The organism is Clostridium swellfunianum, assembly GCF_023656515.1.
Taxonomy (GTDB): domain Bacteria; phylum Bacillota; class Clostridia; order Clostridiales; family Clostridiaceae; genus Clostridium_AT; species Clostridium_AT swellfunianum.
In genome coordinates this window covers 3,348,867-3,363,985 of sequence record NZ_JAMOFV010000006.1, presented here as the reverse complement: position 1 = coordinate 3,363,985, position 15,119 = coordinate 3,348,867, and the positions used below count along the sequence as shown (strand labels likewise).

Below are 15,119 nucleotides of genomic sequence, written 5' to 3'. Positions count from 1 at the left end.
TATAATCTATGCGCAAAATATTGAGTATAGTATTGCCTATTTTTTCATAATCCTGCTTATATTATATATTTGGATTATCGAGTCAATAAGCTGAGACTTTTCAGCATCAACTAGTGGTTTCATTGCGTTTAAAAGCTCCATTCTTTTATCATAATTACCTTGAGTCATATTAGACTCTCCACCTTTTGAAGCTGAACCACCTCCACCCATTCCTTGAAGCATAGAAGAGATTTGATTCATATCTATATTATTGAGCATACCTGACAGTTGGCTAGGATCCATGTTTAATAAATTCCCCACCTGTCCCATATCAAAATTATTTAAATTATTATTTCCTTGATTATTGTCCTCTTTATTCCTGTTATGTTTTCTATTATGCTTTCCCATAAATTCACCTCCCCTGAATTCCTTTCCTTAATTAAGCAGTTATTTTTATGTTATGATAAGGAGGGCTATAATCAGCCCTCCAATTAAAGTCTATTTTCTGCAAGGATTGCAGCAGGAAAGGAAATACAGTGCAATTATGAACAGAATGCTGTTGTCGATTAAATTGTGGCCTCCAAAGAAGTTACCTGGAGCTACTGGAGCAGAATTTCCACATTCATCAACAGCTTGAGCTACTGGAGCAGAAAATCCCCAATTTCCTTTTTTATTAAACTGAAGTATTATCAGTATTAATATTATTAAAGTTGGGAAATCACAGCAGCAGTTTCCTAATCCTAAGAATGTACCTTTGTTCTCGCAATAATTTTCTTTACAACACTTTTTACTCATAAATTTATATCCTCCTTTTCATTAAGGGCTTCCTCTCAGCCCAGGCTATTTATTTTCCAGCCTTCGTTAACTAACAAGTTGCTGCATCTTCTGCATCTGTATCAACATTTATAATGTTTGTGTTTGCTCCTCCTCCGTCGTTAAATAGGAAAAATATAGCGAATATGATTAATATGAACCATCCATTATCACCAAAGAAGTTATTATTTCTACCTCTCTTATGATGATGTTTCTTATGGCTACCACATCCGCCGCCACATCCGCCAAATCCGAAGTCATTCCCAGTAAAGCCAAGGAAGATTATTATTAATACCACCCATATGATGATATTGTTATTGCCTCTTCCCCATCCACCAACTGGGCCTATAGGATTGGTGTATGTGGTTACTGCGAGTTCTCTTGATGCACTGTTCACCCTACCACTCCTCCTTTCCAGAAGATTTTCTGTCTTTTGTTTTCTAATATATACTATTCCGAGAAAGACTTTTTGACACAAAAAAATAAGCTGAACTTTATAAATTTAAAGTTCAGCTTATTTTTTGTAAGAGCATTATTACAGCAGTAACAGAATTGAATACTAGATGATTAAAAACTGCATACCAATAACCCTTTTTATCTATGAAATAGCAATTAATAATTCCTATAAGCATTATTACAGGAAAAGATCTTAAATTGAAATGTATTAAAGAAAACATAATGCTAGATATAAAAGCCGCCATATATATTCCTATTCTAGGTCTTAATATTTTTTCAAACAACAACCATCTAAAGGTAAATTCTTCAACTATTGGCGCAAACAAAACCATCATAGGAAACATATATAATAATTGATTTAGTGAACCCTTAGAAAGCTCTCTAACAATTTCCTGTTCATTAAGGTTGATATTATACGCTTGAAGCACCATAACAATGATAATGTTTGCAACAATTGTTGATGAATAAGTTAATGCTCCATAAGCAATTCCATTTAAAAACTTAAAATTTTTTATATTAAAATTATATCTAATATAATCTTTACTGGAATTAAAGTAATTTTCGTATCCATCAGTAATTATTCCATTATCTTCTGATTTAATAAATCTTATATTCATAAGCACTAATATAAATGGTAAAAAGTTTTGAGAAAACATTGCTAGGGTTAAGTATAAGATACCTACCCCAAAAAGCAAGAGCTTATTCACTCGTCTTTTAATACAACATCTAATAAAGAATATTAAGGGTGGTATATATAAAAATATATAAATTAAAAAATTTTGCAAATATCTAACCATCTTATCCCTCTTCAACAATTAAAATAAAGCATTTCCAATCCGTGAAAGTTAATGGATTAGAAATGCTCCTATTACTCTTGCTCCAACTCCTTGAAAAGTTCATCTAAGAGTTCTTCTCTTCCTTCCTTGTTTAACGAAGAGAAAAACATGACCTTTTCGTCTTTAGAGAGTTCTAAAGTTTCCCTAATAAGCTTTTCACTTTTCGGAATTTCACTCTTTTTAAGCTTATCCTTCTTCGTGGCTACTATCAAGGTATTATGACCATAATGCTTAATCCATTTATACATTAATATGTCATCTTCGGAAGGTTTATGACGGCTATCTACTAAAAGCACAACTTTCCTAAGCTGAGGTCTGTTTAAAAGATAACTTTCAATTATCTTTCCCCAACTTTGCTTTTCAACCTTTGAAACTTTTGCATAACCATAGCCAGGTAAATCTACCAAGTGAAATATATTATTAATAAGGAAAAAATTTATAAGCCTTGTCTTACCTGGTGTAGAACTAACCTTAGCAAGACCCCTTCTATTTGTAAGACTGTTAATTATAGAAGATTTACCAACATTAGATCTACCAACAAAAGCTATTTCAACTCTATTTTCCTCTGGATACTGATTAGGCGTTACAGCAGAGGTAATAAATTCTGATTGTTTAATTTCCATTATAATCCTCACTTGCTAGTGCATTTTGAAGCACATCATCTATTTTATCAGCTAACACAAAAGTTAACTTGCTCTTAATGCTCTTAGGAATCTTCAGCATATCTTTTTCATTGTCCTTAGGAATAATAACTGTATCAATACCTGCTCTATAGGCCGCAAGGCATTTTTCTTTCAAACCACCTATAGGAAGCACCCTTCCCGTTAGTGTTATTTCACCTGTCATAGCAACATTATGTTTAACCTTTTTAGAACTTAAGGCTGATACTAATCCAGTAATTATGGTTACTCCAGCAGATGGCCCATCTTTAGGAACTGCACCTTCTGGAACATGAATATGCACATCCTTATCCTTGCGGAACTCTGGGTTTATTCCATACTTCTCAGCATTGGCCCTAACATAACTATAACCTGCCCTTGCAGATTCTTTCATAACATCACCTAATTGTCCAGTAAGCTCAAGTTTTCCATCTCCCTGCATAACTGTAACCTCTACAGGCAAAGTATCTCCACCATATCCAGTCCAAGCCATTCCCATAACTACACCGATTTTATCTTCTTTGTCTATTTTATCATAAGTAAATATAGCAGGTCCCAAATACTTCTTAACATGGCTTGCTGTTATATGCGCATTTTCTTTATCTTTTTCCAGCATCTCTGCAATAGTTTTCCTTAAAACTGCCCCTAACTTTCTTTCAAGACTTCTTACTCCAGATTCTCTAGTATAGTTTTCTATTACATTATAAATTGCGCTGTCAGCAAAAGTTATTTTATTCTCTTCAATATTGTGTTCCTTAAGCTGCTTTGGAATCAAGTGGTCTTTTGCAATATGGAACTTTTCTTCATAAGTGTACCCAGATACCTCTATCACTTCCATTCTATCAAGAAGTGGTCTAGGAATAGTTTCCAAGCTATTTGCAGTAGTTATAAATAATACCTGTGATAAATCAAAATCAAGTTCAAGGTAGTGATCTCTAAAGGTACTATTTTGTTCAGCATCTAAAACTTCAAGCAATGCGTCAGCTGGGTCTCCCCTAAAATCATTACTCATCTTATCTATTTCGTCTAAAAGAAATAAAGGATTTTTAGACTTAGCTTGCTTCATTCCATATATAACTCTTCCGGGTATTGCACCAACATAAGTCTTTCTATGACCTCTTATTTCAGCCTCGTCCCTTACACCGCCTAAAGACATCCTTACAAAATTCCTATTTAATGCATTTGCAATGGAACGTGCAATAGACGTCTTACCTACTCCTGGAGGTCCTACAAGGCAAATTATAGGGCCCTTCAAGGAGTTGCTCATCTTTCTAACTGCTAAATACTCAATTATTCTATCCTTAACATCTTCTAAGCCATAGTGTTCTCTTTCAAACACTTCTCTAGCTCTTTTAATGTCTAAATTATCCTCAGTTAAGTTATTCCAAGGGAGCTCTATTATCCAATCAAGGTAAGTTCGAATAACGCCTCCTTCAGATGAGTAAGAACCACTATTTTTTAGCCTGTCAAGCTCATATAAAGCCTTTTCTTTAACTGGCTTAGGAAGTTTAGCCTTATTTATCTTATTCTTATATCTTGTAATTTCCTTCTTGTCCTCATCTTCTTCGCCTAACTCTTCTTGAATAGCTTTAAGCTGCTCTCTTAAATAATATTCTTTTTGAACTTTATCAATTTTACTTTTAACTTTAACGCCAATTTTTCTTTCAATTTTTAGAATATCTATTTCATTTCTTAAAACTACTGTAAGCTTTTCTAGTCTATCCTTAGCATCATGAGCTTCTAATAATTCCTGCTTTGTTTCACCTTTAAGCATCAGAAAAGAACTTATGACATCTGCCAATCTTCCTGGGCTTTCCAGATCATCTGTTGATATTAAAAGTTCGTTAGGCATATTTCCTGAAAGCGAAATATATTCATCGAAGGCTTTCTTCACCGCACGCATCAAGGCTTCACATTTATTATCTTCCGCACACTCAGCCTCTTCAAGAATATTGATTTCCGCTTTAAAGAACGGCTCCTGTTGTGTAACATTTGCCAACTCTGCTCTATTTATTCCTTCAACTAACACTCGTACAGTGTTTCCAGGAAGCTTCAATATTTGCTTAATGGTACAAACAGTACCTATAGTATATATGTCATCCTCACTAGGTTCCTCAACCTTAGCGTCCTTTTGAGCAACTAAAAAAATTTCCTGACTATTTAGCATTGCATCTTCCAATGCTAAAATAGATTTTTCTCTGCCAACATCAAAATGCATGACCATATAAGGAAATATCGTGATACCTCTTAAGGGAATCAGAGGAAGAATCTTCAGCTGTTTTTCCATTTTTCTCCCCTCATTTCATATAATATTTTACAGCCAAGTGCTTAATATGCAGAAAACACTTGGCTAGACTTATATATTATAACCATAAAATAGCTGATTTTCAATTATTATAATTAATTTTGACCAGCTTCTATATTAACTTTTTATTAATTGAGGGATTTAGCTGAAAGGATTGTATTACTTCCGTCTATAGTTACTGTAGAATTTACACTTTCCTCTTTCAGCAAAGCTATATCTAGCACTTCTTTGATATGGTTGACAGCAATAACCTTGGCACCTTCTATAGCAGCAAAACTATCCTGCCAATTTTCTTTAGGTATTATTATTTTCTTTGCTCCAGCTTTTATTGCTGCAGCAATTTTGGCATTAACTCCCCCTATAGGCTTAACGTTTCCATACAAAGAGATTTCCCCTGTCATAGCCACTTCATTATCTATTACAATTCCAAAAATGGCACTGTATATTGCCGTTGTTATGCTTATTCCTGCTGAAGGCCCATCTACTGGAGAACCTCCTGGGAAATTGACGTGAATATCATACTTATCACAACCTATATTGAATACTTTATCCAAAACAGTTATGACATTCTCAACGGAACACCTAGCCATACTTTTCCTAACTATTTTCCTGTTAAAGCTGCTTATTTCCTCTTCCTCAACAATACCAGTTATCTTTAATTGTCCTTTTCGGAATTTACTCTTTTTCGCACTAGCTTCAATTTCCATCACAGCCCCCATATTTGCTCCATATACTGCAAGACCATTAACAAAGCCTATCTGAGGCTTATCATTAACCTTATTATCAGGTCTAGGAGTGTACTGTCCGTTTTCTATAACCCACTCCACGTCATCAACAGTTATTTCTTCTCTATCATCATTTATCGCTATACCACAAGCTAGTTGGATTAGATTTATCGCATCTCTTCCATTAGTAGCGTATCTTCCAACAAGTACCCTAGCTTTTTCCTGAATCTTCAAGCCTATTTTATCAACAGAATTTTGAGCTATTCTTTCTATTTCTTCAGGAAGAAGCGCTCTAAAAAATATCTCAACGCATCTTGATCTTATTGCTGGAATAATCTCTTCCGGGCTTCTTGTAGTTGCACCAATAAGTCTAAAATCTGCCGGGAGTCCATTATCAAAAATGTCTTTTATGTAAGTAGGCATATTGGAATCTTCCGAGTTATAATATGCACTGTCTAGAAATACTTTTCTATCTTCTAGCACCTTTAAAAGTTTATTCATCTCTATTGGATGAAGTTCGCCTATTTCATCAATAAACAATATTCCTCCATGTGCCTTTGTTACAGCTCCTGGCTTTGGTTGAGGAACACCTGCTATTCCTAAAGGTCCTGCACCTTGATATATTGGGTCGTGAACTGATCCAATCAATGGATCTGCTATTCCCCTGTCATCAAATCTAACTGTTGTAGCATCTATCTCAACAAATTTTGCATTAAGTTTAAAAGGAGAATATGCCCTTTTTTTAGCATCCTCAAGTACTAATCTTGCAGCAGCTGTTTTTCCAACCCCTGGGGGACCATATATTATGACATGCTGAGGATTTGGCCCGCATAAAGCTGCCTGCAGCGCCTTAATACCCTTCTCCTGACCAATTATCTCATCAAAGGTTGCTGGTCTGCTCCTTTCAGTTAGTGGTTCTGTTAAGCTTATGCTTCTCATATTTTTTAACTTATCCATTTCTTTTTTGTTTTCCTTATCAATTACCACCTTGCTTGACTGCTGACCCTTTAAAGCGTTGAAAAAATATAACCCCATTACTACAGTAGCAAATAGCTGAATAAAGATTAAAAAATTAGTCATAATCTCACCTAGTCTAACAAAACAAAGATCTTGTAAAACTAGTAACCTCCCTTCCATGTCAATTATTATTAGAAAATTGTACTTCTGTATTATGCTCATATTCAAGGTAATGTATTCCACTATTTGCTAAATATAAGTTAAAAAAATAGAGCAGATTTCTCTGCTCTATGCTGATTCTATTCCTTTTTTACTTCTACCTTTTCTAGATACTTTTATAGGATTTCTTTTCTCGCCTTCAGCCATTATTAATTCAGGCTTCTTGCTTGTAATAGCCTCTTCGTTAACAACTACTTTAGCAATTTCTTCTCTAGTAGGTATCTCGAACATTATATCTCTCATTATATCTTCAATGATAGCTCTTAAGCCTCTTGCTCCTGTATTTCTCTTGATAGCTTCATCAGCAATATGATTCAAAGCTTCTATAGAAAATTCCAATTCCACATTATCCATTTCAAGAAGCTTTTTATACTGCTTAACAAGAGCATTCTTAGGCTCAGTCAAAATACTAATAAGAGCATTTCTGTCCAATGCCTCCAAGGTTACAACTATAGGGAGTCTGCCTACAAACTCAGGAATAAGTCCAAACTTCAGCAAATCTCCAGGCATAATATCCTTTAAAAGCTTACCGATATCTTTTTCCTTTTTAGATTGAACTTCTGCGCCAAAGCCCATTGCACTTTGTTTAGTTCTTCTCTCTATAATTTTTTCAACACCATCAAAAGCTCCACCACAAATAAATAAAATATTTGTTGTATTTATCTGTATAAACTCTTGATGCGGATGTTTTCTTCCGCCTTGAGGAGGTACAGAAGCAACTGTTCCTTCTAATATTTTTAAAAGCGCCTGCTGAACCCCTTCACCAGAAACATCTCTAGTTATAGAAGGATTTTCAGATTTTCTTGCTATTTTATCTATTTCATCTATATATATAATACCTTTTTCAGCTCTTTCGATATCATAATCTGAGTTTTGAATAAGCTTTAAAAGTATGTTTTCTACGTCTTCACCAACATAACCTGCTTCAGTTAAAGTAGTAGCATCTGCAATAGCAAAAGGAACATTTAAAAGTTTTGCCAAGGTCTGAGCAAGCAAGGTTTTTCCTGAACCTGTCGGACCAAGAAGCAGTATATTACTCTTTTGTAGTTCAATATCTTCAAAATCAGCATTTGAGTTAATTCTCTTGTAATGATTATAAACTGCCACTGATAATGCTTTTTTAGCCTCATCTTGACCTACAACATATTGGTCCAGATAGTTCTTTATTTCCATTGGCTTTGGCAATGCACCAGTATCTACCTGAATATTCTCATCAAACTCGTCAGTTATAATTTCAGAGCAAAGTTCGATGCACTCATCGCATATATAAACTCCAGGTCCAGCTATAAGCCTTCTTACCTGATCCTGATTTTTGCCGCAAAAAGAACATTTTAACTGTTTCTTATCATCATTTTTTGCCATCTTTTCACCTCGCTAGGTTATTTCTTTTTTGTTATAACCTCGTCAATTAAGCCATATTTTAATGCTTCCTCTGAAGACATAAAGTTATCTCTTTCAGTATCTTTTTCAACCTGTTCTAGTGGCTTTCCTGTTCTTTCTGACAGTATTTTATTTAGATTCTTTTTTATCTTAAGTATTCTTTCTGCATGTATTCCTATGTCAGTAGCCTGACCTTGATATCCACCTAGAGGCTGGTGAATCATTATTTCTGCATTTGGCAGAGCAAATCTCTTTCCTTTAGCTCCTGCTGCGAGCAAGAAAGCTCCCATAGAAGCTGCCATCCCTACACATATAGTAGAAACATCTGGCTTAATATACTGCATAGTATCATATATTGCCATACCAGCAGTTATAGAACCTCCCGGGCTATTTATGTAAAGATAAATATCTTTATCTGGATCTTCGCCTTCAAGGAACAAAAGCTGAGAAACTATTAAACTAGCAGTAACATCGTTTACCTCTTCACTAAGCATTATTATTCTATCTTTCAAAAGTCTAGAATAGATATCGTAAGACCTTTCACCTCTGTTAGTTTGTTCAACAACTACAGGTACCAAACTCATAAAATCTCCTCCTATACATTTAACTATCTATAAAATTAATTGCCAGAATTAATCTGGCAACTAACTACCCATTTATACTATGCAACAGTTTTACTGTTATCTACTAATAATTTAACAACTTTTTCATTTACTACATCTAGCTTTATATAATCTTTCTGAGCGTCTAAAAGAAGCTTAGCAGTTTTTTCTAAATCTTTTTCTCCGTACTGCTTTGCAAGTTCAGTTGCCTTAGCTTGTAGTTCTTCTTCAGTAGCTTCAACACTTTCAGCCTTAGCCACAGCTTCAAGCACTAATTCTGTCTTAACTCTCTTTTCAGCACTTTCCTTCATGAATTCCTTAACTTGTTCTTCTGAACTGTTTGTATACTCATAATAAGTTTTAAGGTCTAAACCTTGGTATTTTAATCTCATTTCAAGATCCTTAACCATGTTGTCTATCTCTTTGCTTATCATAACTTGTGGTATTTCAACTTTAGCGTTTTCGCATACAGCATCAATAACAGCTTCCTCATATTCTCTTTTAGCTCTTGAATCATTAGTTTCTTGAAGCTTCTTTCTTACATCTGCTTTTAATTCATCTAAAGTGTCAAACTCTGAAACTTCCTTTGCAAATTCATCATCTAAAGCAGGAAGTTCTTTAACCTTTATTTCTTTAACAGCAACTTCAAATACTGCTGGCTTCCCGTTAAGCTCTTCTCTTCCATACTGTTCTGGGAAAGTAACATTTATATTTTTATTTTCTCCAACAGCTGCTCCAACTAGTTGATCTTCAAAAGTGTCGATGAAAGTTCCTGAACCTATTTCTAATGAGAAGTCTTTTCCTTCTCCACCTTCAAAAGCTATTCCATCAGCATAGCCCTTAAAGTCTATAACTGCTATATTTCCCTTTTCAACTGTTCCTTCAATTTTAGTTTCAACTCTTGCATTCTTTTCCTGCATTTGTTTTAATTGAGCCTCAACTTCTTCATCAGTTACAGCGTACTCAACCTTCTTAACATCTACACCTTTGTATTCTCCAAGTTCAACTTCTGGATAAACAGCTACTTCAGCAGTGTATATGAATTCTTTTCCTTCTTCAATTTGAACAATGTCTATTGAAGGATAATCTACTGGTCTTATATTATTTTCCTTTATAGCTATAGGATATGTATCATCACAGCAGAAATTTATAGCATCTTCAAAGAATACTCCTTCTCCATAATACTTCTTTATTATGTTTATTGGAGCCTTACCTTTTCTAAAACCAGGTATGTTAAACTTCTTTGCATTCTTTGCATATGCTTTTTTTAATGATTCGTTAAACTTTTCAGCTTCTACAGTTATTTCAAGTTTAACAACATTCTGTTGTATTTTTTCCACTTTAGCGTTCATTATACTTTTCCTCCTAAATAGTGCATATTAACCACAACATTATATCATATTCTTTTGTTGAGTTACAAATATTATTGAATAATTTCTCGTATTAATAATTATATACCAATTAGGTCAAAGTTTACAAGAAATATTTCTGTTATAGGAACTGAGAAACAAGCCTTCCAGCTTCACTTAACTCTTTATAGTTGGTATAATTTTCTCTATACACTTCTATTATAGCCATTCCATCATATTCCATACTCTTGAGTTTAGAAGCAATTTTACCATAATCTACCACACCTTTACCAGGAAGCATGCATACATGTTTATCATCTCTGTCGTTAACATGAAAATTTATTATGTTTTTGCCCATTGCATCTATATATTTTTCAGGTTCTGTAATAGCCTTATAGGCCTGCTTTATATCAAGTGTGTAATATACTGGGTACTTGCAGCCTTCATTTAGAAGATTAATATAGTTTATATTGCTTGACATGCACCAGGATACGTTCTCCTGAGCAAGCTTAATTCCTTCTTCTAAACTTATATACGAAAGTTCATCATAAACGTCAGTAATAAACTTTTTATCTAAATTATTAAAATTTTCAAGTCTCATGCCGTGAAAAGTATAGCACTTAGCTCCTAAAAGCCTTGTTGCCTTGCAGAGTTTTTTGAAATAGATTAGCATATCTTCTCTTCTTCGTTTGTATTTATCAAAAATAAATGGTTCGTACTGAGAAGAACAGCAATGTATAGAGTACACCTTGAAGCTATATTTATTTGTTTCTTCTAAAAGCTTCTTGATAAACTCTTCCTCATATTCACTTGGAGTATTTAAAAATATTTCCCCGGAATTAAACCCAAGCTCTGACATAAGTTTTATTGTGTCCTCTGTATCCATATCAGGGTAAAAACTTGCAGATGACAATCCTACTTTCATAAATTCTTCCTTTCTAGAAGTTTAAACTATTTACTAACTAATCTTGGCATCGTCGTCAATCACTTTTACATACTTTACTGTTCCATTATCTAAAATAACTTCTATTCCCTTTTCAGTTAAATTTCCTAGTTTTATACCTTCACCATTAAGTTCTGTTTTAGGAGTATGTTTATCTTTATTTTTTGTATTGACATGCCAAAAATATTTTGTTGTGACAGAACTTCTTGCTTGAGGAAGTTGTGATAGGTAAGCAATATTTTCGTCATCTATAAATTTTGGTGAAGCGCACCAAACATAATTATTTTGTTTTAATCTTGCAAGTGTGCTCTCTTTACTTATAACACCTTTACTCCCACCATTAGAGTAAGTATACTTTTGATTAGTTATATCTTGAACATTTCCATTTATATCAACTAAAAGCATATTTTGAGCTGCTGAATCCATTATAACCATGGCGTTTCCCGAAGGATTGATACTAAAGTTTATTTGAGAATCTAAAGGCAATATATATTTGAACTTATTTCCTGAATTTGTAGGTATATAAACTGCTTTAATTTTTTTTCCATCGCTCAAGGTTATCTCGTAGCTTTTCTCCTCCTCTTCATGTTTTTCAGGTGGAGGTGCTTCGGGCTTAGTCTCAGTTGCAGGCTTATTTTCCACTACGCTCGCTGTAGTTTCATTTTTCTTATCTTTTTGAAAAATAGAGAATAACTTTATATTCTTATAGGAATTAGCCTTATTAGCTAATGTATCTCTCATGTTCATGGTTGCTACTAGGGTTGCTGCTGCAGCCAATGATAAAACAACACTAAAAATAATAATTTTTTTCCGTCTTTTCTTATGTCTTTCGTATTCTTTACTGAAAATACTGGGTCTTGCCATTATAAACCCTCCTTTTTTGAAATATCAATTCTTTAATATCTATTATACCCTTTACTAATCTATTTTAAAGAAAAGTTCCCTACATTTTCAACCCTTTAAGAAAAAATTAATAAAATTTATGAATAATGTAACTTATATCACAGAATTATATTAATATATAAGCTATAATAACCTAAGATTTTTATAATAAGGGAAGCTAAAGTCCTTAATAGATTCTAACGAACAATTTTCAATCGTGAATCGGAATTCATAACTGCTTTGCGCTTCCTGGTAAAAGGAGGAATATCATGAGTGCATTTCTAGGTCCTATACACCATTGGCTTTTCAACAAAATTAGAGTTCATGAAGAGCTTGAAGGAAAAATCCTGGAATCTTATAAATCAAAATATGGCAGTGAAATTGATCAAATAATTGAAGCCGCCGAGAGCCGATATGGAGAACCTTTAGGGAGAAGACCCCTAGAAGATCAAATAGATTTATCTAATATTCATCAATGGCTAAACAGTATAATAGGAAAAACCGAAACTAGACTTGCTTACATATTAGGCGAAGTTTTTAGAAAGCATAGTGAAGAAGCTTTTGAAATAGCTTTTGATGAATATAAGAAACAAGGTGCTGAGTGCGGACTTGATGCAAAAAAGAAGGGTATAACTAATTCTGCCCCTGAAATATACAAAGCTTTAAACGACTATATGCTTGAAGGCATGCCATGCGACAGAGTAAATTTTGTAATTGAAACCAGCGATGAATTTTTAAAATGGAAAACTACAGAATGTCTTCACAGAGGCTATTGGAGAGAAGCAGGTGCTGATATAGAAACTTTATATAAGCTTCGTTTTGCATGGGTAGAAGCCTTTGTAGGCAACTCAAATCCAGAATTTAAATACACTCATAGTAATGGTGATAATATCGATTCATTATTTATACATGAAATTAAAAAAAGCTCCTAGTATGGAGCTTTTTTCAATCCATTAGTTGAGGTTTAAAAATATCCGATTCAACTTTTTGTGCTTTTTTAAAATCTAGTGTTGTTCTGCTTAACATTGAATTTTTCTCATCTATATAGTAAATCCACTTATCCATAATGCCTAAGAAAAAACCATCTAGAGATAATTCTATCTTCTTCTTCCCACGTAAGTCAATTTTATAAATTTTTTTACTTTCACCATTTGAATACGGCTGGTAATATATCTGATTATCCCTAACATATATATACATCACTATGTCTTCCGTAATAAGCTCTTTTTCAGTTCCATCTTTCCTCATCCTGTATAGGGGTCCATTATTATAAATGAAATATTGATTAATATCTCTTGTATTCTTTTTATTTTTTAAAAGATTGCTATTAATCTGACTGTAGTAGATATAGTTATCATTTATATAAAGTATTGGACCGTCTATTTCACAAATTACTTTATCACTGCTGCCATCAAGTTTCATACTGCGCAAAATTCCAGATTCTGCACTACTTATATAATAAATTAAATCTCCATTAATATAGTAGTTTAATACATCACTTTTTAAAATTTTTCTTGAACTTCCATCTAATTTCATTCTGCTAAGATTGTCCATCATTGATGAATCCCTAAAATATATATATTTTTTACTATATTTAAAATCCAAAGGTGCAGTTTTTGCATCATCTACCTTTGTTAATTCTGTACCATCAGTTTTCATTTTGTAAACACTGTAACTTCCATCATTTAACCTTACGAAATATATCCAGTCATTTATTATTTTCATATTTCCGCCTACTTCATCGCTGAATTTTACAGGCACAGAATTATCTTCAGAAAATTTATAAAAACCTCCTGAAAGATTGTTGGATTGAATATTAAATTTGCTATAAGTAAAATACGTCCACTTGCCATCATGAGCAAAAGTATTCAAATTAAATATATTTGTATCATCATTTTTCTCAAGATTGCTTTTTACAATATAGCTTAAAATTATTAAAAACACCAGGACAATACTGCAAACAATAAGTACTTTTATACCGTTTGTACTCTTCCTGCTTTTCATTTTAAAGCAGCTATGTTCTAACTTTTCAGAGTTATTATCAGCCTCGGCTGCTTCATTGAAAATTGTTTTCGGGTTACCAATTTCTATAATTTTATTCTCATCAAGCTTTTGTCCACAAGTTCTGCAAAATAAATTCTCTTTATTCACAATACTGCTGCATTTTTCACACTTTAACATGTTAGCTTCCACCTCATCTCAAAAATAAGTATACATAAGCATAAACTGTAGAATAAACCATAGCAACGCTCACCGTAACTAAAGGAATGCTCTTATTTTTTATACTTAAAGTCATGTCTTGTACACCTCCGTAATAAGTTAAAAGCGTGACTATATGCCCTAAAAACATTAATACACTTGCAAATGTTTTGCTCACAAAACCTGATACTAAAAATAATGCTAAAGTAAAGCTATATACCATAAAAGTCTGCATTAATGCTTTCCAAAGCTTAATCAAATCTATTTCCATCTTTAAAATAAGTCTGGCATAAATATAAATTGTTGCAAATGAAACCACACTGATAACTGACAAACCTAAAAATGAAAATAAAAAACCAATAGTAAATGAAGCTGGCAAATTTAAAATATGTTTAAAATCTGCAGAAATTAAGTTAACAGGAAAAATTATATGTATTAAATCATTTGGAATAGATATGGTGAATTTTGTAATTAAGCTTAAAAATAAAGGTATAGAGATAAAAATAGCAAAGGTTAATATATATATTTTTTTGCTGCCAATACTCTCCAGGGTTCTCGAAAAAGCACTATCATCATAAGCTACTAATTCAGAAATATTACTTTCAGCCTCAATTATACTTTCTGATATGTCCTCTATATTTTTATCATCTTCTTGAATTCCTTCATCGTTGTTTGCTGTTTCCCAATCATTCTTCTTTACTGCTGGCTCACCTATATACGCTCCACAGCCACTACAAAATCTATCCGAGTCATCCACAGCAGTATTACATTTACGACAAATATACATAACTTCTCCCTTCTATGTAAAAGATTTA

General features: G+C 33.2%; 15 protein-coding genes. 1 reads left to right on the top strand and 14 read right to left on the bottom strand.

The annotated features are described in order from the left end of the window. Window positions 1–36 precede the first annotated feature (36 nt). From NBE98_RS15855 to NBE98_RS15800, 12 genes are all read right to left on the bottom strand, one after another. A complete protein-coding gene (locus tag NBE98_RS15855) occupies window positions 37–387 on the bottom strand; it encodes a hypothetical protein (RefSeq protein ID WP_250815989.1) in 351 nt (116 codons plus the stop codon). Between the two features lie 90 nt (window positions 388–477). After that, a complete protein-coding gene (locus tag NBE98_RS15850) occupies window positions 478–774 on the bottom strand; it encodes a hypothetical protein (protein WP_250815988.1) in 297 nt (98 codons plus the stop codon). 70 nt (window positions 775–844) lie between these two features. Beyond that, window positions 845–1,189, bottom strand: coding sequence for a hypothetical protein (locus NBE98_RS15845; protein WP_250815987.1), 345 nt, complete (start codon window positions 1,187–1,189; stop codon window positions 845–847). Between the two features lie 112 nt (window positions 1,190–1,301). After that, a complete protein-coding gene (locus tag NBE98_RS15840) occupies window positions 1,302–1,943 on the bottom strand; it encodes a CPBP family intramembrane glutamic endopeptidase (protein ID WP_250815986.1) in 642 nt (213 codons plus the stop codon). A gap of 173 nt (window positions 1,944–2,116) precedes the next feature. Then, complete coding sequence (gene yihA / locus NBE98_RS15835) at window positions 2,117–2,707, bottom strand: ribosome biogenesis GTP-binding protein YihA/YsxC (RefSeq protein ID WP_250815985.1); 591 nt, start codon at window positions 2,705–2,707, stop codon at window positions 2,117–2,119. Continuing rightward, on the bottom strand, window positions 2,697–5,030 hold the full coding sequence (lon, locus tag NBE98_RS15830; RefSeq protein WP_250815984.1) for an endopeptidase La: 2,334 nt from the start codon (window positions 5,028–5,030) through the stop codon (window positions 2,697–2,699). Before lon ends, yihA begins: the two co-directional genes overlap by 11 nt. 146 nt (window positions 5,031–5,176) lie before the next feature. Then, a complete protein-coding gene (lonB, locus tag NBE98_RS15825; protein WP_250815983.1) occupies window positions 5,177–6,853 on the bottom strand; it encodes an ATP-dependent protease LonB in 1,677 nt (558 codons plus the stop codon). Window positions 6,854–7,018: 165 nt separating this feature from the next. Next, a complete protein-coding gene (clpX, locus tag NBE98_RS15820; protein WP_250815982.1) occupies window positions 7,019–8,311 on the bottom strand; it encodes an ATP-dependent Clp protease ATP-binding subunit ClpX in 1,293 nt (430 codons plus the stop codon). Between the two features lie 17 nt (window positions 8,312–8,328). Beyond that, entirely contained in the window at window positions 8,329–8,913 is a 585-nt protein-coding gene (gene clpP / locus NBE98_RS15815; RefSeq protein WP_250815981.1) for an ATP-dependent Clp endopeptidase proteolytic subunit ClpP, read from the bottom strand. Between the two features lie 77 nt (window positions 8,914–8,990). Beyond that, window positions 8,991–10,283 carry a trigger factor gene (tig, locus tag NBE98_RS15810; RefSeq protein WP_250815980.1) on the bottom strand — a complete coding sequence of 431 codons (1,293 nt, stop codon included), beginning with the start codon at window positions 10,281–10,283 and terminating at the stop codon, window positions 8,991–8,993. 139 nt (window positions 10,284–10,422) lie between these two features. Then, entirely contained in the window at window positions 10,423–11,205 is a 783-nt protein-coding gene (locus NBE98_RS15805; RefSeq protein WP_250815979.1) for a sugar phosphate isomerase/epimerase family protein, read from the bottom strand. A gap of 33 nt (window positions 11,206–11,238) precedes the next feature. Beyond that, window positions 11,239–12,087: a hypothetical protein gene (locus NBE98_RS15800; protein ID WP_250815978.1), complete on the bottom strand. Its 849-nt coding sequence runs from the start codon at window positions 12,085–12,087 to the stop codon at window positions 11,239–11,241. A 287-nt stretch (window positions 12,088–12,374) separates the two neighbouring features. On the opposite strand from NBE98_RS15800, the gene NBE98_RS15795 reads away from it, so the two are divergent. After that, window positions 12,375–13,037: a hypothetical protein gene (locus NBE98_RS15795; protein ID WP_250815977.1), complete on the top strand. Its 663-nt coding sequence runs from the start codon at window positions 12,375–12,377 to the stop codon at window positions 13,035–13,037. Window positions 13,038–13,050: 13 nt separating this feature from the next. Here NBE98_RS15795 and NBE98_RS15790 read toward each other — a convergent pair whose 3' ends face one another. Then, on the bottom strand, window positions 13,051–14,286 hold the full coding sequence (locus NBE98_RS15790) for a DUF5050 domain-containing protein (protein WP_250815976.1): 1,236 nt from the start codon (window positions 14,284–14,286) through the stop codon (window positions 13,051–13,053). Between the two features lie 13 nt (window positions 14,287–14,299). Beyond that, window positions 14,300–15,091 carry a zinc ribbon domain-containing protein gene (locus NBE98_RS15785; protein WP_250815975.1) on the bottom strand — a complete coding sequence of 264 codons (792 nt, stop codon included), beginning with the start codon at window positions 15,089–15,091 and terminating at the stop codon, window positions 14,300–14,302. Between the last annotated feature and the right edge of the window lie 28 nt (window positions 15,092–15,119).

What these genes read in the sequence shown, in the direction of transcription:
- lon (WP_250815984.1), bottom strand. Translation starts at nt 5,030, where the DNA reads ATGGAAAAACAGCTGAAGATTCTTCCTCTGATTCCCTTAAGAGGTATC.
- NBE98_RS15855 (WP_250815989.1), bottom strand. Translation starts at nt 387, where the DNA reads ATGGGAAAGCATAATAGAAAACATAACAGGAATAAAGAGGACAATAAT.
- lonB (WP_250815983.1), bottom strand. Translation starts at nt 6,853, where the DNA reads ATGACTAATTTTTTAATCTTTATTCAGCTATTTGCTACTGTAGTAATG.
- NBE98_RS15800 (WP_250815978.1), bottom strand. Translation starts at nt 12,087, where the DNA reads ATGGCAAGACCCAGTATTTTCAGTAAAGAATACGAAAGACATAAGAAA.
- NBE98_RS15805 (WP_250815979.1), bottom strand. Translation starts at nt 11,205, where the DNA reads ATGAAAGTAGGATTGTCATCTGCAAGTTTTTACCCTGATATGGATACA.
- yihA (WP_250815985.1), bottom strand. Translation starts at nt 2,707, where the DNA reads ATGGAAATTAAACAATCAGAATTTATTACCTCTGCTGTAACGCCTAAT.
- NBE98_RS15790 (WP_250815976.1), bottom strand. Translation starts at nt 14,286, where the DNA reads ATGTTAAAGTGTGAAAAATGCAGCAGTATTGTGAATAAAGAGAATTTA.
- NBE98_RS15785 (WP_250815975.1), bottom strand. Translation starts at nt 15,091, where the DNA reads ATGTATATTTGTCGTAAATGTAATACTGCTGTGGATGACTCGGATAGA.
- NBE98_RS15850 (WP_250815988.1), bottom strand. Translation starts at nt 774, where the DNA reads ATGAGTAAAAAGTGTTGTAAAGAAAATTATTGCGAGAACAAAGGTACA.
- NBE98_RS15795 (WP_250815977.1), top strand. Translation starts at nt 12,375, where the DNA reads ATGAGTGCATTTCTAGGTCCTATACACCATTGGCTTTTCAACAAAATT.
- clpP (WP_250815981.1), bottom strand. Translation starts at nt 8,913, where the DNA reads ATGAGTTTGGTACCTGTAGTTGTTGAACAAACTAACAGAGGTGAAAGG.
- tig (WP_250815980.1), bottom strand. Translation starts at nt 10,283, where the DNA reads ATGAACGCTAAAGTGGAAAAAATACAACAGAATGTTGTTAAACTTGAA.
- clpX (WP_250815982.1), bottom strand. Translation starts at nt 8,311, where the DNA reads ATGGCAAAAAATGATGATAAGAAACAGTTAAAATGTTCTTTTTGCGGC.